Here is a 19972-nt window from a genome sequence, read left to right as displayed (position 1 = left end):
TGAATTAAGGGAAAAGATGACGCCGTTGAGAATTTTACCTACTTTTTAAGTTTTTACTAATTTTTTTCACTCCACCGTCATTAGCCGATATTTCCCGTCCTGGGCCTCTAAAACCTCGACCACTTCGCGCACGACCCGGCCGCTGCCGCTTCTCTCTATATGCACGATGATATCGACCGCTTCGGCCACCAGATCCTTGGAAACGGAGACGGCAGCTTCCTGAATAAGTTGCTCCAGACGGATCAATCCCCCCATGGCGTTATTGGCGTGGACGGTGGCACACCCTCCCGGGTGCCCTGTGTTCCAGGCCTTCAAAAGCGAGAGGGCTTCCCCTCCCCTCACCTCCCCCACCACGATCCGGTCGGGCCGCAGACGCATCGTTGCCTTCAGGAGGTCGTTCATGGTCGCAATGCCATCTCGCGCGCGCAAAAAGACGGTATCGGGGGCGGAACACTGTAGCTCCAGGGTGTCCTCGATGATCACGATGCGATCGCATGTCAACGCGATCTCGTTGAGAAGCGCGTTGACCAGGGTGGTCTTGCCGCTGCCGGTCCCGCCGGTGATCAGGATGTTTTTCTTCCCGATTATGGACCGGCATAGCACCTCCTTTTGCCCCTCTGTCATCACCCCCTGGGCGACATAGTCCGCCAGGGAAAAGATCATCAGGGCCTTTTTCCTGATGGTGAAGACGGGCGCGGTTACCACCGGGGGAAGGAGTCCCTGAAAGCGGCTGCCGGTGCCGGGAAATTCGGCGGAGATAATGGGAGCGGTCTCGTTCACTTCGGCTCCGGTCCCCGACGCTACGAGCTTGATGATCCGCTCGGCGTCCTGACAGCAGACGGTGAGCCCGGTGCATTCCCGTCCGGTGCCGAGCCGGTCCACCCAGAGGTTCCCGTCTGGGTTCAGCATCACCTCGACCACCTGGTCATCGCGCAAAAGGTCCCCCAGTTGGGGTCCTACGGCGGTGGTGAGCATCGTGATCAGGCGTTCGGAGCTGGTGTCCTGACTGGAGGTCTTGCGGTGGCAAACGGGATTGTCGGTCATGGCGTCTCCTCTTGTGAGGGAGACTCATGCGAAACCGTTGCAGCCGGGTCCTGTGAGGATGCTTCCTTTGTTTCCTCCGACTTCCTCTTCTCCTCTGGTGTTCCTTGTTCCTGCCGTTGAGCCTGCCTTTTCTCTTCCTCCTCGTCTGAAAGCATAGGCCTCATCCCCATAATGGCATTTTCGGTCACCTTCGCCTTGAGTGCGTCAGGAACCGGGCCGTCGATGACGCGCTGTGCCGCAATTGTCTCGGCGTCTTTCGCCTCAAGCTCACCCAAGGAAAGCCCTGAGCGCAACACGAAGGATTTGTGCACGATCTTGCGCCGGTTAACATCGGTCCAGGGGATCGTGACGGGTGCGGGGTTCCCCCCAGGGAGCATGAAATACCCTTCTCCTACGGATAGGCGCATGATTTCTGCCGGCATGATTACCTTCCTGACCCGCACCTGCCGGTTGTGGTTCTCGCCTCCACGGTGTTCGCTCTCCGAGATGGAATAGTCGGTACCCGACTCCCAGTATTCCTCTTCACTGGCAAGCTCTGAGAAAAACTTGGCAGCTTCCGGGTCGCCCAAATTCAAGACCAGTTTTGAGCCGCAGGAGTTGATGATGGTGTGGGCGTCCTCCCGGCCGTAGATGCTCTCGATGCTTGCGAAGTCATGGATGCCGATCTCAACCACCACGCCCTTGGAACGGCCAAGAGTGAGAAGTTTTTTCACCGTGGGAAGGCGCTGCAGATTCCCAAGTTCGTCCAGGATCAAGTACACGTTTCTCTTCGGCTCAGTGTGGTCTGAAAAACTGAGGAACCTCTTTCCGGCGTAGTCGGCGAACAGAGAAAGGTGCGGCCTCATGATGTTGGATGCCTCGTCAAGGTTGGTAATGAAGATCATGGAGTCCTCGCCCTTTTCGGCCCAATCTCTCAGCGAGAAGGAGCCGTCCTTGGCGAACTCGAGCCACGCGACAAATGACATCAGGACTGCGTGAACCCCCACCGCCTGTTTGGAACTGGCGTCCTGGATGTAGGTATAACCCGCCTGCCCCGCGTCGGTTGCCCGACACATGTCGCGGATCTCTGCAATGGGCGAAGTCAGCGCCTTCCACAATTGCGCATTGGTGCGCAAGTTACGGTCCCAGCAGTACGACAGCACTCCCCTGAGAACATCCTGTGCAGCGGCACACCAAAAACGTTCATCACCAATACCAAGCGGAATAAGTGACGCGGTAAGGGCTGTGAAGTCGAGCGAGTACCTGAACTCGTTGAACACGGTCCACCCTACTCCGCGCTCGTCAAGCGGGTTCAGAATCAGGTCTTTTCCAGGACGGTAAAAACGCTGGACCATCTCGCCTTTGTAGTCGTTAACAATGGCACGTCGCCGCGCCTTCTGGACAGCATCTACGTGCTGCATCATGACTGTCGACTTTCCGGAACCGGTTTGCCCGGCGACCAGCAGGTGGCGCCGGGAAAGCGACTCGGGCAGCTTGATCGATGCAATGGGAAGTATCCCGGAACCGTCGCACTTGGAGCGTATCTCCGCCTCCGTAATCAGGCGGGCCCCCCTGATATGCTCGTTGTCCTTGATCCTGGCGGTTGCCCATCGGGCGTAGAAAAAAAAGCCCGGCCAGATGCAGGCCCAGCTCAAGAAGGAAAAGAAAAAAGGGAAGCGATATGCTCGCATGATTAACCGGTAGTCTATGCATTGGGTCAGCTCCCGTGCCCTGCAAGCGACAAAACCGCTGTTATCGTGGGGTAGCTTTTTCAGCCAGCCGGGAGCGTAAATGTGGAAAGTGGGATTAAGGCCAACCTTCTGTACCAGCCGGGCCGCAGGGTACTTCCACGTAAGCTCCCGGTAGACCCCCGGTAACCGGTCCGAAGTCACGATTCTTCCGTCGATGATCTGAAATAGTGGAATCTTCAGCGCCAACCAGAAAAGAAGCACCTGCAGTGTCAGGCAACTCGTCGAAATCTGGACTAGCATCTTCAGGCTCATCATGAAACGGTGCTTCTGTACCTCAAAACCCTGGTATGCATTAGACATGTTGACCTCCTTTTTCAATAGAAATTCCGGGATCCGGCTTGGCGCTCGAATCGGGCCTGCTCTGCCTCGTCATGGGCCACCAGCTGCTTTTCCATGACTTGAAAGAAGTATTTGATCTTTTCGGCGGAGGGGATTTTGTCATCCAAGACCTCCAGTTTTTTGATTATCGAGCCGACCAGATTCTCCAGTTTTTCAACGCGCTCCAGAAGCGTTTCCGGGAGATATATCTCGCGTTCTAAGGCATCTACTGCATTGGAAAGTAGATCCGTCATCGAAAGTTTCTGGGCATCGCGAAGCTGCTCCAAACGATTGACAAGATCAGGATGCAGCCGATGGTTTAACCGTCGTGTTGTCATCCGGTTTCTCCTTCTTTTAGTGGCGCCACTTGGCGCCAGATGTAATTTCAGCTGTTTACGGAGTTTCACCGGCCATTATGGCCACAGCATTTTCACCTCATTACAGGGAGTTACACCTGATGCGGCCCGAAGGGCTGCGTCAGGTGTATATGGAGAAAATGGGGGCATTTGACCTGGCCTGGCTTCCCCGTTGCTGGCTTGTGAACCGATTCCGGATACGGCACTCTAGCGCTTCAGCTCCAGCTCGCGGTCCGGTGCTTTGACCGGCTGCGGGGGAGGTATCGGTTGATGCGTAGGTATCGGTGCGGAGGGGAGAATGCGTGGTACCTCCGCCCCACTTTTCTGAGGGGTGTTCCGCTGCTCCAGCATCTCTTTGGTTATGGTGGAAGTTTTCATGTCGATGACCTGGACTGCCTGCTTGAGAACCGGTACTGAATTGGTGAAGACAGCAGCGTCGTAACGTGACCGCGTGAGGGCGACGTTGAAGAGGTTGTAGGAGGCTCGGCCGTAGCGCTCGGTCTCCGCTGTGCTGTCGATCCCGGCACGAGGGTGGTCAGGTTGGATCGGCGCGGAATTTGTTGGCTGCCTCTTTGCCTGCGCGAGGTCATCTTTGAGCTGGGTAAGGTAGCGCTGGTCGCGCAGCGGGTGAGTGGTCATCAGGTTGAAGGCGCGGTCGTTGGTGACGGTGGCCACCCAGGCCTGCTGGTCCGGGGACCAGTGCATGCCGGCCTCGCGCATCTGGTGGCGGGTGGCGGCGTCCTCCATGACGGCGCGGCCGTTGGAAAACCTGACCGCGATTCCTTTCTGCTCCTGGAGGTTTTGCCGGTCGGCGATCATCACGAAGAAGACGGTGCCGGTATGCCCGCCGATGGTGGCCTCGGAGCGGTATCTTTTGTCGTATGCGGTGAGGCCGGCGTTCCAGCGTTTGAAGTCGTCCGGGGTGGTGTCGATGCCGGTTAGGGCCTTGAGGCTGCTGTCGCGGTTCTGAGTGGGCTGGACGTAGTTGTAGGAGAGGACCACGTCCACCGTCGCGCCCTGCCCTTTGTGCACGGTGACGGCGTAGCCGTGTTCCAGAAACTGCGGTCCGTACCCGTCCAGGTTCACATTCACGCGTCTACCGTCAGCCAGCCTCACGGTGGCGAGCTGGCCGGCGTTGGTGGAGGTTATCTTCTCGATTCCGCCCCGCTCCCCATTCCTGACCTTCACCTTCCGACCGCTCTCCGCTGAGACGATGCTTTTGTCGAAGATGTTCTTGGTGAAGATGACGCTGTCGCCGGGGGCGAACTCCCGTTGCTCCACCTCGTACAGGGTGGCCTTTTGTGCCAGCTCGGATGGGCCGAAGCTCCTGCTCGATGTGCCGCCTCGGTTGTCCTTGAACCCCACTGTGACCTGGTTGCGGAGCTGGTCAACGGAGAGGACTTCACCCCTGCCGTTTTCGGGCATTTGGTTGCTCTCTTTTCGAGTTTGATCCTGGCTTCTTTTCCCGGTGAAGAAGACGGTCATGCCAGGGTGGTAACCGGCGACGGTGACGCCCTGCTCGGCGGGGACAAATGTGTCGACGGTGACGCCCTGCCCCAGTTCTCCTATTTCTTGCCTGGCGGCGCGTATCTTCTGGTTCAGTTCCTGCCGGTCCGCGTTGAGCGGTGTCACCACCAGGACGCTTTGTTTCTCCCCTGCGCGGTCAGCTGCCAGTGAGGGTTTGTCCGCCTCTGTCAGGTACCGCTCCACCGTCGCGCGCATGAGCTCGTCCCGGGTGGGGAATTCGAGTACCCTCCCCTGCTGTTCCAGGAGCTTCAAGGCGTCGGCGGCGTTTTGGCCCAGGCTGACGTTTCCCCGGTTCAGGGTGGTGGCGACTTCGAGGAGGCCGGCTTCTTTCTGGCGGGTGATCTCTTTCAGCAGGGCGAGGTCGCCGTGGCCGCCGCGCGCGAGTTCGGCTGCGTGGGAAAAGAAGGGGCTCGCCTGGATGCTGGAGAGCTGTTTCGTGTCGCCGATGAGCGCCAGCTTCACCTGGTGCCCTTGGTCCTTCAGGTCCTGGACCACTTTGAGAAGCTGCTCGGCCTGGCGCCCCCCAACAAGGGATGCCTCGTCCACCCTGATCACCACCTGCGTTTCCTGTTGTCTCGGCTGGGGAGGGATGGGGGTGGGGTTGGTCCAATAGCGGTCCAGGAAGGCGTGCAGGGTTGAGGCCTCCTTGCCGCTGGCGGTCTCCATCTCAAGGGCCGCCTTGCCGGTGTAGGCCAAATTGAGGGGGTGGTGTTCCCTGCCGGTGGGGTTGAGTACGTCGGCGTTGAAGCGCTCGATGACTCCGGCGGCAAAGGTCTTGCCGGTGCCGGGGTCGCCGAGTGTGATCGCGAAACCGTTGCTGCCGGTGAGCTCGTTCACGATGTGCTCTTTCTGCCCGTGGCTGAGATCTACCAAACCTGTCTGAGCGGCAGACGCTGCTCCTGCCGCAAAGGCGTCTGCGAACCTTGTTTCATCAGGGGTAAGTGTTGCCGCTTTGGCTCCGGTGAGCCCCTTGAGGTAGGCTTCGACTTCGGGACGGGAAGTGATGCTGGTGAAGGATCCCAAGTCCTGCAGGGTGTCGACGTTGCTGGCCTCGAGCTTCAGCATCTGCCGCGTGGTGAAGTACTCCTTGCCGGCATCCCAGCCGTGGGACTCGGCACCGAGGTGATGGAACTGGCGCCGGTCGTTCAAAGCACCTTCGAACTCGGCAATGCTGTGCTGTCCGCCGGAGATCTGCACGGCGGCCTTCATGACCCTGGCACGCTCGAAGGTGACTTCCTTGTCGGTGAGGAAGAAGGAGGCTTCTTTCAGCACCTCGCGCGCGCTTTTTAGCTGATGTATAGGCGGAGGCGGCGCCGGGGCTTTGGCAGCCTCTAACCTCGCCCGGACCTCCTGGGCGGTGGTGCTCACCTCCCGAAAGAATTTGTCCCACAGCTCGCGGATCTCCTGAACGGTGACTTTGAACTTTGGGTCCCGGGTGTCGAAGGCGGCCCACTGCTTCAGGAGTGTCTCGCTCACGCCTGGGAATGTTCCATCCCTCTGCCACTCGGCAACCTGCTCCTCGATGGCGGCACTGCGCTTGGAAAAGATCTCCATCTCTTCCTGGCGCACCCCCTCTATCTCGAACAGGAACTTTTCGCGGTCGGTGAAGTAGATCTGGTATCCGGCTTCGCGCAAGAGACGGATCGCTTCCTCCCGGGCCAACATGCCGATGGAGATCTTGTCCTGGTAGATGGCCTTGGGCTCGTTGGCGAGCCACTTCCCCTCCGGGGTGTGCACCATGTTGACCAGGAAGACGTGGCTGTGCACATCGGGATCGAGGGCGCGGGAGGTGACGTGATCGAATTTGGCAGCCACGATATTCCCGGCAATTCTCGTCCCGTCCGGGGTGCGGTAGTGGCTGTAATGCTCCTCCACGTACTTCATGGTGTTGATTACGGCCTGATCCCAGATTTCCTTCACCTCGTGGTTGCCGGCTGCATAGGCTACGGATAGGGATTTCGGCGCCGAAAAGGTGAGGTCGTTGCCGGCCCGATGCACCTCCTCCTTTTCTCCCTGTTTCATAACCATCTTGGGAGCAACCAGCTGCTCTATGCCGTCCGGGCTTTTGCCTGCGGCCACATTCCTGAAGGCCTGCTCTTCCACCCTACCCCTGAGCTTCAGATCCCGCGCCGTCTTCCCCAGCCACAAGCTGGACTCTCCCCACTTGAGGTAGTAGTCCTCGGTGGCGAAATACTTCCCCGCCTGGCCAGCCGTCATGCCACCGTTGGAGAGGGAAAGCATGGTCAGAGGTCTCCTGCCGTCATGGCGCCGGTAAGGTTGTCGAAGAACAGAGGCGAGGCCGCAGCGGACTCACGCGCGGTTTTCGGTTTGGCAGGAGGTTTCCCAGGAGGTATGGCGCCGGCCTGCAGCGGAAACTGCGCCGCCGGAGTCGAGACGCGGTAACCTGCCCCTGCGGCTTGCAGGATGCGGTTGATGTAGCCGGTTCCTTTCCAGGCCTGCCCGGTGTTGTAGGCGGAGAGGGCCCTGAAGAGGGATTGGGCGGAATCGTCGGTTTTATGCTGGCGGTAGAACTCGGCGAGGATGGTGGTGCCGATGCGGATGTTGCGGCAGGAGTCGAAGAGCTCCTCGAGGGAGAGCTTCATGGGCCTCACGTGGCAGCTGTTCACCTGCATGAGTCCCATGTCTATGTTGTGCCCCTCGCGCATGAGCCGGGTGGCTAGCTGCACCGCATCCGCGGCGCTCTTGGGCGCAAAGCTCTTCTTAAGGGTGTTATCACCTATGGCGAGTGGGTTGCCGCCGCTCTCGACCTGGATGATGGCCTGGGTGGTCTCGGGGGAGACGGCGGGGCCGCACTCGGCGAGCATGACTGAGGCGTAGAGCGTGATACCTATCAGGAACATGGCTCCCTCCCCCACTACGGAATGGCATCTGAAAATATGGTCTTGAAACGGTAAGGAGGAAGCCTTCGCGGTTCACCGTGGCACCGCTCGAGATAGGGGTGGCGGTCATCCATGATGGGGTTCGAACCTGTCACCAGGAACCTGTTGGGCGCCTCCTGCAGAAACTTCGAGAGATCGTCAAACGCATCTAGGGTTTCACCAACGCAATTTATCAAGTTGTGACATGGAGCGTCGTACTCTGAGCCATGTTCGGAGTGGAAGTTGGTATGGACGGTTGTCACCAGACTGTAGTGCGGCCCCAGTCGTTTCAAATAGGGTGCGAGGATCTGAAAGTTCACCTTGAGCAGTTGGTCCCATGGCGCGTAATCGTTGAGCGGTAGATCATTGTGCGAGAAGGACATCCCCGGATAGGTCACCAAATCGGCCAAAGCTACCGTGGACGCCTTTCCTCCGCTTAAGACCGTTACCCGTTTGTAGGGCAAAAGGAACTCCCCATCGCGGGCCCATTCCGTCATATCGACTATGGATATCGACTTGGGCTTATCTTCAGGGGAATGTAAATCCTCAAGCCAAAAGACCTCCTGGCAAAAATAGAGATCGTCTACGAGCGTATTCAAAATGCCTGCTTGCCACCAACGCTTCAATAGGAGGAACGTCTTTATCAGGTGAGGCTGTGTCGAGAGTGCTTTAAGCATGGCAACCCTCCTGTTCATTGTCCTTCCTTAAAAGGTGACGACCGGCCTTGCCACCCCCTTGATGACAGATAATTTCACGGCTCCCATGTAGCGGCCATCGAAGGACCGCGCGATGTGAGTGGCCACGGGGAGGAAATACCCGGCCGGCACCTCGCGGCACCCTTCGACTTTCGGCAGCAGCCGCCCCTCCTGGTCGGAGGCGTAGACCGGACCGATCACACTTCCGTTGACGATGAACCGCCCTTGCTCCACGCAGTAGGAATCCCCGGCGACGGCTCCGACGTGCTTCAACAGCGGCCATCCCTGGGGAAGCCAGCCCCGGCCGTAGACATACTGCCGGAACTCTTCGGGGACCTCCATGATGACCATCTCCCCGCGCTGGACTTCCCCCTGCACCGGATGGAGGCGATACAGGCCCATCGGTTCGCTGTCGGTGACGTTGATCCAGAATGCCCCTCGATACTCGGCTCCGAGGACATGCATCGCTCCGAGGAGAAGAAGGACCGCCACCATTCGCCTTAACACCCTCTCATCGCGTATCGGTATAGCCATGCCGTCAGGATCTCCGGCTACAGGGCGAATTTGGGGCTTCTACAGGCTCTTTCTGCCCCCCCTCCTCAGGCTCAATGCGTTAAGCCATTGACCTACGCGGCACCATCCGATGGAGTATATTTAGTTATTTTTAATTCTCAAGCGGTACGTGGAATTTTGCCTGTGGGGTTGGGTGGTTGGCCTTAAGGTGCGGCCGGACACGGCCGCTCCTTAAGGCGCTTTTGGGTTTCCGGCTGTCGGCCTGCCGGTGAATGATTTTTATTTCCTGGTAGCAATCTGATTTTCAGGTGCTATCGTTAGCATCTGCTAATGTTTACACCAGCTAACAAGGAGGCAGGCAGCCCTTCCTATCGGCACTTCGCGACCCTCAAAAACAACCAAATTACAGCTTAAAAATATTAATTAAAGGGATCGGTTCGCGCCGCATGCAGCCGAAGTCTATGCTGCGGACGTTCCCACGGCTTGCCTGTAGCCAAAAGCGCAAAGATGCGCGCGAGGCACAAAACGGGAGAAAACGAATGTCGATGGTGGTTTTTTCTGATTGGGCAGCTTCGCGGCGAGATCACGGTGGTAATAGCAGGGCCCCTGTTAGCAAACCCCTCTTGCAATGCGCGCCGGCATGTCGCTGCGGAGGCTGGATGGTGCTTCCTCTGCTAGCCTTTCTTTGGCTGTTGCTAGCCCAGGCGTTGCCACTTTCGGCACAGACAGCAGATATCGAAATTGATGGCCTTATCATCAACCAGACCAAGTCAAAGCCTGGCCAGGATTTCGTCTGTGTATTTAGCTCCCTTTGGGAAACCGGCGCCACCGGCTACAACATCGTCATGGACGAGCAGTATGACGTGCGCGCAGGGAGTTGGCTCACCATCGAAATAAACGGCGAGCTGGTCTACAAGACACTTTTGAAGCCTAATGCAGCGGAGACAGAGAATCTTGCCTCCGAGGCGGTGGCGTACTGTGAGGATTTTTTGCAAGCTCGAAGCGAAGCGAACGAGAATCTCGAGCAAGAGAAGGATTTACGTGGTGACGGCATCCATTGACAATGACGTTAATAGGAGGGGGCATAATGAGTGTTCAGAAAAAGCTGGCTGTTATGGTCATGTGTATCTTTATGGGAGGGCAAGCCTTTGCCTCAGAACTGGTTCACACCCCTGTCAACCCGTCGTTTGTGGGCGGCAATGCTTTTAACGGCGCCTATCTTCTCAATTCGGCCGCCATGCAAAACGACCACAAGGAGAAGGCCGCGGCATTGACGCCGTTGGAGCAATTCGACGAATCACTGCAAAGGAGCCTGCTTTACGCGGTGACCTCCAAACTCACCAAAGACATGTACGGTGAAGACGGTTTTAAGCCCGGCCATTATTCCTACGCAGGCATGGATGTCGATGTGACGGGTGGGGTCGACAGCTTCACTATAACGATTATTGATACCGTCAACGGTGGTACGACAACGGTCACGGTTCCCAATTTCTAGCAAAGGGGTGAAAACTTGAAAAGAACAAAGATGCTTTTTACGTTAGTCATCGTTTTGCTGGCGCTTGGCATGAGCGGCTGCGCCACAGAAATGTCCGTCATCGGTACCGGTCGTGCCACGCCTGGCTTTGGAGGGTACGCGACATCCACACATAAGGCGTTAATGGGCTTGCCTAAGCCAAAACAGCGCATTCCGGTAGCGGTCTATAAATTCCGTGATCAGACCGGGCAATACAAATACTCTTCAAACGTGTCGAGCTTTTCCACCGCGGTGACCCAGGGCTCGACCACAATGCTCATAAAAGCGCTTGAAGACTCCGGGTGGTTCGTCCCGATAGAGAGGGAGGGGCTCAACAACCTCCTGACGGAGCGCAAGATCATCCGGCAAACCAGCGAAAGCTATGCGGCAACCGCGAAAGCTCGAGGAGAAGTGCCCCCGCAGATCGAATTGCCACCGCTGATGTATGCCGGCATTATGCTGGAAGGCGGCATCATCTCATACGACACCAACCTGGTAACCAGCGCCATGGGCGGAAAGCTCACAGGCATCGGCGCCTCACTGCAGTACCGCCAGGACCAGCTCTCCATCTTTCTGCGGGCCGTGTCAACCAAGAACGGCGTCATTCTAAAGACGGTCAATACCACCAAAACAGTTCTGTCCAGGGAGCTTGACGCCGGCGTGTTCAAGTTCATTTCGATCAAGGACCTGCTGGAGGCTGAAATCGGTTTCTCGACCAATGAGCCGGCAGCCATCTGCACCGTTGAGGCGATTGAAAAAAGCGTGTTTGACCTGATTGTCGAAGGCATTCTCGCCGGCCTCTGGGAGCTGAAAGATCCAGCCGATATCGGCACTCCGTTAATTAAAAAATATCTGGAGGAACGCGAAGGCATCGAGGTCGAACTCCGCAATGATGCACTGCAGGGGGTTAAGGCGACCAAAATTTCAAGAAAATAGCACCTTGCAAAACATCGAAATGCAGGTGTTTTTGGGCATATGCGCGTGCCAACCAACATCTACCAAAAAAGGAGAAGCTAAATGAAACAGACGAGAATGATGGCCTTGGGTATGTTGCTCGCCGTAGTAACTCCATGTCTCGCGTTTGCCGGCAACCTGTCGGACGTGATCCAGGTGGGCAATAACGTTCTTGCAACAACTGATCAGGTTGGCGCCGACAATACGGCGACCGTCAATCAGTATGGCGACTACCTCAAGGCAGATGTGGACCAGCTCGGAGACACCAACACGGCAACCGTGGACCAGGGGAATGCAGGAACCCCCGCGAACTCCAGTCAGCTCGTTGGCTATGTTTCCGGCGCCGTGATCTATCAGGAAGGTGATCGCAATATGGCCAGCACCACCTGGCATGTGGGTAACCAGGGGTCACGAATCACTCAAACCGGGGACGACAACAGCGGCACCCAGGATCTCTCGGCACATGAGGGGTATTCTGCCGGCAAATTCGCTATCGACATACAACAAGTGGGGAACAACAACCTCGGAACCCAGGTCACAACCTACAAATACGGCACCTATGGGATCCAGGACATGCTCCTGCAGCAGACCGGTAACAACAATTCGGGCACACAGACCAGCCTGAGCGGGAAATCCATCGGCATGGAAATTATCCAGACCGGGAACGATAACATCTCGACCCAACTTCAAGACGGCATGCAGGATGTTGCCAGCGCCAAGATGGTCGGCAGCTTCAATACGACCGAGCAGGTTCAGGCATACACCGTTTGGGGGCTCACCAATCGTAGCGCGGTTATCGACATCGTCGGTTCGAACAACTTTGCCAGCCAGACACAGCTAGGCATCGCCACGGTTGCGGACATCACCATGGTGGGAGACCGTAACTCCGCAGTTCAAAACCAGGTCGGCGATAACAACTTCGCCAAGCTGACTCAGGTCGGAAACGACAATATCGCTACCCAGACTCAAAGCGGCGCCTGGAACAGCAGCACCGTGAGCCAGACCGGCAACTTTAATAACGTTGCCGTCACTCAGAGCAACTAACGGTAGCACCGATCTCTACGCGCCTATGCCTTGATATGAGGGGGACAGAACACCGTCCCCCTTTTTGTTGTCGAACTGTCCAGGAACACCCCGGCCAATACAGCGTAACACAGGCATGACAGCGCACCCTCCCTTCAAAACTACTTGAAGTGTAGCCTATCCGTGGGGGATGCAAATTTCCAACACTATAGCTTAACAGAGCCTTCTTTTTTGCAGATCAATCCGGATGCCGGTTATCGGGGGAGTGGCGGAGCTGGAGCGGAGGCGGGAGCACGGAAACGGGCTGAGGCCGGGAAAGCGGCCCGAAGGCTTGCCAAGGGCGGCTTTGGCCTACTGGACAGATTAGGGGCGTTGCGGGGGTATCTCCCGCAGAGGGGGGAGCGGGAAACGGCAGGGCTTCGCACATGGCGGTTGCAGCGAGGGGGAGGCGTCCCCCATATACGTGGTGCGATTGCGTTACAGTATAAGGATGATCATATCTGCCTGGCGGAGAGTGGCTACTGTAACACGAGCGACTATAACTCCAACAGTCAAACACCCTATCCTCATCTTTTCTCTTGCAAATTAAGGAAAATAATTTTATTTAATTTTAACATATTAATTGCCAGGCCTTTCCTCCAGACACAGTCTTGGAGATACTTCATCTAGCCTGTCTGCCACAATAAATGCGATCCCTTTCGTCAAGAGCGTTAAAGGTTCCAGCATCCCATGGATAAACTCCGGTATGACGACAATTCGTTGTTCCAGACGATGGCACAAGGTGCCTTCTACCAATCGGCGGACGGTTCCTTGGTGGACGTGAACCCGGCGGCACTCTCCCTGTTTGGGTTAACTCGCGACGCCTTTCTTGGACTCACCTCGGAGGCTCTAGGACGGAGGGTAATAACAGAGGATGGTGCCGCTTTGGCGCCAGAGCAGTTTCCGTCCATGGTTGCTTTGCGGACAGGAGAACCTATACAAAATGTCCTGGCGGGGGTCTACAACTACGATAAGCACTCTCATGTCTGGATGAGCATCAACGCAATCCCGCAATTCCGTTGCGGCGAAACCTCCCCCCATCAAACGCTGGTCACACTTCACGATATCTCCGAACTGAAGAAGGTTAATGACATCCACACCTCCCGCCTGTACCTGATGCGGTTTGCCGATTCCCACTCCATAGATGAACTCCTGGTGGAGGTACTGAATGAAGTGGAAAAGCTGACCGGAAGTGTCATCAGCTTTTATAGCGTCTTTGATGAGAAGTCGAGGCTCGTTACCCACAAGGCATATTCGACCAGAACCATAAACTCCTTCTGCAAGATGCCCCAGAAAGAATGGCATTACAGTGAAACGAGCATTGACAAGGCAGGAGTGTGGATCGACTGCGTCATCAATGGTAGACCAGTCATTCACAATGACTACAATTCTTTGCCACACCGACATGGACTTCCCCGCGGACATGCACCGTTAGTCAGGGAACTGGTTGTGCCTGTTAAGAGAAACGGTGTGACGGTGGCCATTTTGGGGGTAGGCAACAAAGCAGATCATTATTCCGAGGCAGACCTCAACACGGCTTCCTTATTCGCAGACCTGACCTGGGACATCGCCGAGCGCAAGAGTATGGAGGATGCCCTCCGACGCAGCCAGAACCAACTGATACAAGCCAATGAAGATCTTGAGCAAAGGGTTATCCAGCGCACGTCAGACCTGGAGGCCGCTATTCGCGAACAGCAGACCTTCAGCTACTCGGTCTCCCATGATCTCCGTGCCCCGTTACGCCATATCAACAGCTTCAGCGCGATTCTTTTGGAGGAACACGCGAATGCCATTCCCCCCGAGGCACTTGACTACCTGAAGCGCATGCAGCTAACTTCGAGCCGGATGGGGGCGTTGATCGACCACTTACTGGAGCTTTCTCGGGTCGGCCGAACCGAGATTCGGAGGAGCCAAGTCCACCTCAGCGACCTGGCAACCTCGATACTTCGTATGCTCCAGGAGACCGAGCCACACCGAAAGGTGGAAAAACTAGTGGATCCAGGCATTAACTGCATCGGTGATTACCACCTGCTATACCAACTGCTGGCAAACCTGATCGGAAACGCCTGGAAATACACATCAACGAAAACATCGGCCACCATCGAGTTCGGCAAGACCGTCGTGTCTGGGCACGAAACGTACGTCGTCAGGGACAACGGGGTTGGCTTCGACATGAATTACAGACAGAACCTCTTCAAGGCATTCGAGCGACTGCACGGTTCCGAGTTTGAGGGAATGGGCATAGGGCTTGCCACAGCATACCGCATCATCGAACGCCACGGCGGTAAGATCTGGGCGGAAGGGAGAGTGGATGAAGGCGCAGCAGTCTATTTCACGATCCCCACGCCTCCTGAGCATAATCCGTAAGCTTGCCCACGGCCCCACATCACCCGGTCGGGAAACCTGACTGGACCGGTCTCGCCCCCGTTGGCGATGAACGGCACCCCCTCCACGGTATTTGTTCACCTAAGAAGGCCCAACGTGCTTCACATAAACCCTCGGTTGAGGCATACCCCTGTCGACTATGCGTTACATAGCAGTTTTCTACTGATGCATGGCATTTCCCGCTTTGAGTTTGGGGGGTGCCTGAAGGTGCGACCGTGCGCGGCCGGTCCTTTAGGCGCTTTTGGTTTTCCGGCTGTCGGCCTGCCAGGACGGCAGGCGGAGAGACGGTGGTTGTTGAGGAAGCCGGTTTTCGGGGGAGCGGCCGAGCTGGAGCGGAGGCGAAAGCGGAGGCGGGAGCACGGAAACGGGCTGAGGCCGGGAAAGCGGCCCGAAGGCTTGCCAGAGGGCTGCTTTGGCCCATGGTGAGGGATGGGGGCGTTGCGGGGGACGCCCCGCAGAGGGGGGAGCGGAAAACGTCAGGGGCGCCTTGCCCCTGGCGGTTGCAGCGAGGGGGAGACCTCCCCCCAAAACGGTGTAGTGCCAGCGTTCAAGGCATGCTCGGCTGCCTGAGCCCGAACCTGGGTAAACAACGCATCTACGAGCCGTACTATCTCCCAACATGCGTCTTCGGATTGACGATACGCGATAAACACCTGCACCAGTTGCTGAAGGTCCTCAAAAGGAGCAGTGTCCTGAACTCCCCCCATGCACTTTCATCTTTCAGCAACTCTACCCTTAGCTTAAGCAATTTCACCTCAAGCTCGAGTTGCTGTCGCATGTGAGGTAAAGCAGTAACTCGCAGGGCGTAGAGGCAGTCATTCACAATGCAATATCTCGCGTCCATTTAAACCCTCACTCTCATTCATGAGGCAACGGTGCCAGCGGCACGCACACCATAACGTATACAACTTCCAATGTAAACGTTTCTAATTTGTTACCATCATCCTTTCAGCCTGAGTTCTGCCCCGTAACTCTCGCGCTGTGGGGTGGCAGGTTTGCCTGAAGGTGCGGCCATTCGGCCGCTCCTTCAGGCGCCTTTAGTTTTCCGGCTGCCTGCCGGGACGGCAGGCGGGGAGACGGTGCTGAGAGGGAAGCCGGTTTTCGGGGGCGGCGCAGCTGGAGCGGATGCGAAAGCGGAGGCGGGAGCACGGAAACGGGCTGAGGCCGGGAAAGCGGCACGAAGGGTTCACCTTCGGGGGGCTTTGGCCCAACTGTGGCGGGGGGGGGCGTTACGCCACCCGGCAGTGGGGTAGAGGAAAACGTCATGGGAGCCTTGCCCCTGGCGGCTGCAGCTAGTACGACTACACGAGTTAAAAAGCAAACACCCTTTTGGAATGTTCCGGAAGGGTGTTATGCTTTGACCTGATCCGTATCACATTGACCTAGAAAGGAGAATTGCTATGACAAGGCGACTCGGCGCCGAGTTCATCGGTACATTCTGGTTGGTTCTTGGTGGCTGCGGTAGTGCCGTGCTCGCCGCTGCTTTTCCGAATGTCGGTATCGGATTGCATGGCGTCGCGCTAGCTTTCGGATTGACTGTTCTCACGATGGCCTTCGCTATCGGCCATATTTCGGGATGCCACCTTAACCCTGCAGTCTCTATCGGTCTCTATGCTGGAGGGCGCTTCCCCGCTAAAGACCTTGTACCGTATATACTAGCTCAAGTACTAGGCGGAATGGCAGGTGCCGCTGTACTTTTCCTGATTGCGAGCGGAAAACCGGGATTTGATGTTGCTGCCGGATTTGCCTCTAATGGTTATGGGGAGCATTCCCCCGGCGGGTATTCGCTGACATCCGGGCTCATCACAGAGATCGTCATGACCATGATGTTCCTGTTCATCATCATGGGGTCTACTGACAAGCGTGCGCCACAAGGATTTGCTCCTATTGCCATCGGGCTAGGGCTTACCTTGATCCACCTCATCAGCATTCCAATAACCAATACATCGGTAAATCCCGCGCGCAGCACTGGAGTCGCTGTATTCGTCGGGGGATGGGCCATTTCGCAACTGTGGCTCTTTTGGCTTGCCCCAATCATCGGGGCAATAGCTGGAGGTGGTATTTACCGCCTGCTTAGATCTAACGACGAGTAGATCCGGCCTGACACAAATTAAAGATTAGTGGCCTATGGTGATCCCATGGCATCGACAAAACGTAGGTAGCTTCCTTCATCTATGGACACGGAGGGTGTGACTGTGAGCATCGCCAAGGAATTCAAGGAATTCGCGGTTAAAGGGAATGTCGTTGACATGGCGGTCGGCATCATCATCGGCGCGGCGTTCGCCAAAATAGTATCGTCCTTCGTCGGCGACGTCATCATGCCGCCCATCGGAGCCATGCTGGGAGGAGTCGATTTCTCCCAACTCTCCATCGTCGTGAAGGAAGCCGTTGGCACCAAACCACCGGTACTGATCAGCTATGGCAAGTTCATCCAGACCATCATAGACTTCATTATCATCGCAGCTGCCGTATTTGCTGCAATCAAAGGGATAAACTCACTCAAGAAAAAAGAAGCCGCGGCACCAGTTCCACCTGCACCGACGAGGGAAGAAATCCTCCTTGGCGAAATAAGGGATCTGCTCAAGAGCGGCAGATGATGCCGCACTAGCGCCGAGACAGCTTAAAAAACAGCCACGATAAAGTAAATAACTAAACCATCCGCGAGAATGGGGCGGAACAGCCGGGTCGCCGAAATATCCCACAGGGTATGCAGGCCCCCGGCTTTTTTTCGTCCAGGGCAGCGCAACAATTGACAGGTTCGGAGAACCTGTAGAAGGAACAGGCGCTTCCCCCAGGCACCGGGAAGTTGCCCCGACAAACCGGAGGATAGTTAGCAGCATGAGCATCACGGATATTCTGCTTCTTGGACCCGAGGAACTCGACGAGCTATCGGATTGTTACCCCTCGTGCAACATCGAAAAACTTACCGCTTCGGAAAACCTGATTCAGCGGTACCGGGTCCGTATCGAGGGAGAAAGCGAGGACGGTTACTACAGCCTGTTGCTGGATAGGAGCATTGCGATGTCGTCTCACAACTTCTATTCCAGAGTGAAAGCAGACAAGGAATTTGCGAACAGGATCAAAAAAATGATGAGTGAGTGAAACCGGTTCTGGTGGGCAAGCCCCTTTGCTGCTCAGACCTCATCTCGACGCGCTGGATATCAGCTGCTGCCGCTTCCCATGTTCCACCCCACGTCTCCGCCCCTACCCCCGTTGGCTTCTACCATCACAAAACTGTATAATCACAGGGGTGGTTTTCCCTCAGCGGGCAGGTGGTATATGGGCGGAGTAGAGGAGTTGACAGCGAAAAACAAAAGGCTGGAAAGCGAGGTGACTGAGCTTAAACGCAAGGAAGCGGTACTGCGGAAGCTGGCCTCTGCCGTGGAGCACAGTCCTGTCTCGGTAATGATCACCGACCGCAACGGCGTCATCGAGTACGTCAATCCCAAATTCTGCCAGGTAACCGGGTACTTACCGCAGGAGGTCATCGGTCAGACCCCGCGCCTTCTTAAAGGGGGGGAGCAGCCGGAGTCCTTCTACCGCGAGATGTGGGAAACCATCCTCTCGGGGCGGGAATGGCATGGCGAGTTTCACAACCGCAACAAGGATGGCACCCAGGTGTGGGAGTTGGCCTCGATCTCTCCCGTAGCGGACGACTCAGGCGTCATAAGCCATTTCGTCGGGGTCAAGGAGGACATCAGCGAACTAAAGAGACTGCAGCGGAAATTAGGGCAGATGGCCCATTTCGACGAGCTCACCGGGCTGCCGAACCGGGCGCTATTCATGGACCGGCTGGAACAGATGATGTTTCACGCCCATAGGCATCACGGCAGGGTTGCCCTGCTCTTCGCGGACCTGGATGGCTTCAAGGGGGTCAACGACACGCTCGGTCACCAGGCCGGCGACCAGTTGCTTCAGGCGGTCGCTCACCGGCTCACCTCATGTGTCCGCGGGTCGGATACCGTGGCGCGCCTGGGAGGTGACGAATTCATCCTCATGCTCGACGACATCAAGACCAGGGAGGAACCCGGGATTGTGGCGCGTAAGCTGCTGACGGCGTTCGGGGAACCTTTCCGCATCAGCGGTACCGCCTGCACTATTGGCATCTCCATCGGCATCAGTTTTTATCCCGATGACGGTGACAAGCCCCAGGCCCTAATCTCACTCGCTGACTTCGCGATGTATGAGGCTAAAAGAGCGGGCAAGAACACATTCACATACAGCTCGGAAAAAGCGTGGTGAGTTCCTAACCCAACCCGAAAACTTGCAGGAATCTCCTTTGGCGGAGTCGCAGTGACCTAGGAGAGCCCCTCATAACTCGTTCTCCTGGCCCTGATTTTCTCTGCCCGAACGGCACGGGCCTTCACCAGATGGTCGGCGAGCCCGCGGGCCGTGGCCAGCGCCCGCCGATGCGCCGAAAAGTCGCTTGCCGTCAAAGGTTGTTCTTTAGGGATTCCGAATTTTTTCCGGTACTCCGCCGGTTTCATGGAGTGATTGCTCGCCAGATGGCGCGTCAGCGTCCGCATCCCCCCCTTCCCGCACAACATGCACACAACCTGCGATTTCCCAAATGCCTGCTTTCGTGATACAGCCGCCCCCCCTTTCGGTGTTGTTCTCTTTGTGCTGGCGCCTTTGTCAAGGTTGGAGAGGGTGGCGTGGACGCTGTTGATCTCAGCAACGACATCCTCTGATGTCATTGAGCATCGGGACAGGTGGGCGGTGACTATGCGTCCGACAACTTCTAGCAAGGTTGTCATTGGCAACTCCAATATTGGTTCGCGTTAATACTTCAAGATTCTTTTCTACCTGGACCGTTGTCAAAAGTCAATTGAAGCTGCTTCAGTAAAAGGAGCAGTCAGTAAGACTTTCCCTCTGATGGCTGCAAGTACCCCTTACGTGTACCTCCCGCAGCAGAAAGAGACAGGGAGACACCACCAGCACGAGGGGGCACTGGAGCCATAAAAAACCGGCATCCGCTGCTTTAAGTATTGCTTTG

17 protein-coding genes are annotated in these 19972 nt (G+C 56.6%); 9 read left to right on the top strand and 8 right to left on the bottom strand.

The genetic code is table 11. From position 1 onward, the window contains the following. Positions 1 to 66: 66 nt before the first annotated feature. The 7 genes from trbB to JFN91_RS06790 all read right to left on the bottom strand — a co-directional run bounded on the left by trbB (position 67) and on the right by JFN91_RS06790 (position 9044). Positions 67 to 1044, bottom strand: a complete 978-nt coding sequence (gene trbB / locus JFN91_RS06820; protein WP_199388467.1) for a P-type conjugative transfer ATPase TrbB — start codon at positions 1042 to 1044, stop codon at positions 67 to 69. Continuing rightward, the gene (locus JFN91_RS06815; RefSeq protein ID WP_199388466.1) at positions 1041 to 3074 is read right to left on the bottom strand and encodes a type IV secretion system DNA-binding domain-containing protein; all 2034 of its coding nucleotides are present in this window, start codon (positions 3072 to 3074) and stop codon (positions 1041 to 1043) included. The genes trbB and JFN91_RS06815 overlap by 4 nt, the downstream gene beginning before the upstream one ends. A gap of 14 nt (positions 3075 to 3088) precedes the next feature. Next, positions 3089 to 3430: a hypothetical protein gene (locus JFN91_RS06810; protein ID WP_199388465.1), complete on the bottom strand. Its 342-nt coding sequence runs from the start codon at positions 3428 to 3430 to the stop codon at positions 3089 to 3091. A gap of 225 nt (positions 3431 to 3655) precedes the next feature. After that, the gene (gene mobF / locus JFN91_RS06805) at positions 3656 to 7216 is read right to left on the bottom strand and encodes a MobF family relaxase (RefSeq protein ID WP_199388464.1); all 3561 of its coding nucleotides are present in this window, start codon (positions 7214 to 7216) and stop codon (positions 3656 to 3658) included. Positions 7217 to 7218: 2 nt separating this feature from the next. After that, positions 7219 to 7836, bottom strand: a complete 618-nt coding sequence (locus JFN91_RS06800; RefSeq protein WP_199388463.1) for a lytic transglycosylase domain-containing protein — start codon at positions 7834 to 7836, stop codon at positions 7219 to 7221. A gap of 14 nt (positions 7837 to 7850) precedes the next feature. Beyond that, on the bottom strand, positions 7851 to 8531 hold the full coding sequence (locus JFN91_RS06795) for a hypothetical protein (RefSeq protein ID WP_199388462.1): 681 nt from the start codon (positions 8529 to 8531) through the stop codon (positions 7851 to 7853). A 27-nt stretch (positions 8532 to 8558) separates the two neighbouring features. Then, positions 8559 to 9044, bottom strand: coding sequence for a S26 family signal peptidase (locus JFN91_RS06790; RefSeq protein WP_268898691.1), 486 nt, complete (start codon positions 9042 to 9044; stop codon positions 8559 to 8561). Between the two features lie 677 nt (positions 9045 to 9721). Here JFN91_RS06790 and JFN91_RS06785 point away from each other — a divergent pair. The 9 genes from JFN91_RS06785 to JFN91_RS06745 all read left to right on the top strand — a co-directional run bounded on the left by JFN91_RS06785 (position 9722) and on the right by JFN91_RS06745 (position 19218). Continuing rightward, on the top strand, positions 9722 to 10123 hold the full coding sequence (locus JFN91_RS06785) for a CsgE family curli-type amyloid fiber assembly protein (protein WP_199388460.1): 402 nt from the start codon (positions 9722 to 9724) through the stop codon (positions 10121 to 10123). A gap of 26 nt (positions 10124 to 10149) precedes the next feature. Further along, complete coding sequence (locus JFN91_RS06780; protein ID WP_199388459.1) at positions 10150 to 10557, top strand: curli assembly protein CsgF; 408 nt, start codon at positions 10150 to 10152, stop codon at positions 10555 to 10557. Between the two features lie 15 nt (positions 10558 to 10572). Continuing rightward, positions 10573 to 11511 carry a CsgG/HfaB family protein gene (locus JFN91_RS06775; protein WP_199388458.1) on the top strand — a complete coding sequence of 313 codons (939 nt, stop codon included), beginning with the start codon at positions 10573 to 10575 and terminating at the stop codon, positions 11509 to 11511. Positions 11512 to 11592: 81 nt separating this feature from the next. Then, positions 11593 to 12573 (top strand): hypothetical protein, encoded by a 981-nt coding sequence (locus tag JFN91_RS06770; protein WP_199388457.1) that lies wholly within the window; start codon positions 11593 to 11595, stop codon positions 12571 to 12573. A 708-nt stretch (positions 12574 to 13281) separates the two neighbouring features. Then, on the top strand, positions 13282 to 14958 hold the full coding sequence (locus JFN91_RS06765; protein ID WP_199388456.1) for a GAF domain-containing protein: 1677 nt from the start codon (positions 13282 to 13284) through the stop codon (positions 14956 to 14958). A gap of 1418 nt (positions 14959 to 16376) precedes the next feature. Beyond that, the gene (gene aqpZ / locus JFN91_RS06760) at positions 16377 to 17069 is read left to right on the top strand and encodes an aquaporin Z (RefSeq protein ID WP_199388455.1); all 693 of its coding nucleotides are present in this window, start codon (positions 16377 to 16379) and stop codon (positions 17067 to 17069) included. A gap of 102 nt (positions 17070 to 17171) precedes the next feature. Beyond that, positions 17172 to 17573, top strand: coding sequence for a large-conductance mechanosensitive channel protein MscL (gene mscL / locus JFN91_RS06755; RefSeq protein WP_199388454.1), 402 nt, complete (start codon positions 17172 to 17174; stop codon positions 17571 to 17573). A 241-nt stretch (positions 17574 to 17814) separates the two neighbouring features. After that, a complete protein-coding gene (locus JFN91_RS06750; protein ID WP_199388453.1) occupies positions 17815 to 18078 on the top strand; it encodes a hypothetical protein in 264 nt (87 codons plus the stop codon). Between the two features lie 228 nt (positions 18079 to 18306). Continuing rightward, the gene (locus JFN91_RS06745; RefSeq protein WP_199388452.1) at positions 18307 to 19218 is read left to right on the top strand and encodes a diguanylate cyclase domain-containing protein; all 912 of its coding nucleotides are present in this window, start codon (positions 18307 to 18309) and stop codon (positions 19216 to 19218) included. 56 nt (positions 19219 to 19274) lie between these two features. On the opposite strand, the gene JFN91_RS06740 is transcribed toward JFN91_RS06745, so the two are convergent. Continuing rightward, complete coding sequence (locus JFN91_RS06740; RefSeq protein WP_199388451.1) at positions 19275 to 19733, bottom strand: MucR family transcriptional regulator; 459 nt, start codon at positions 19731 to 19733, stop codon at positions 19275 to 19277. Between the last annotated feature and the right edge of the window lie 239 nt (positions 19734 to 19972).

This window comes from Geomonas anaerohicana (assembly GCF_016458305.1).
Classification (GTDB): domain Bacteria; phylum Desulfobacterota; class Desulfuromonadia; order Geobacterales; family Geobacteraceae; genus Geomonas; species Geomonas anaerohicana.
This window is presented reverse-complemented; position numbering and strand designations above follow the sequence as displayed.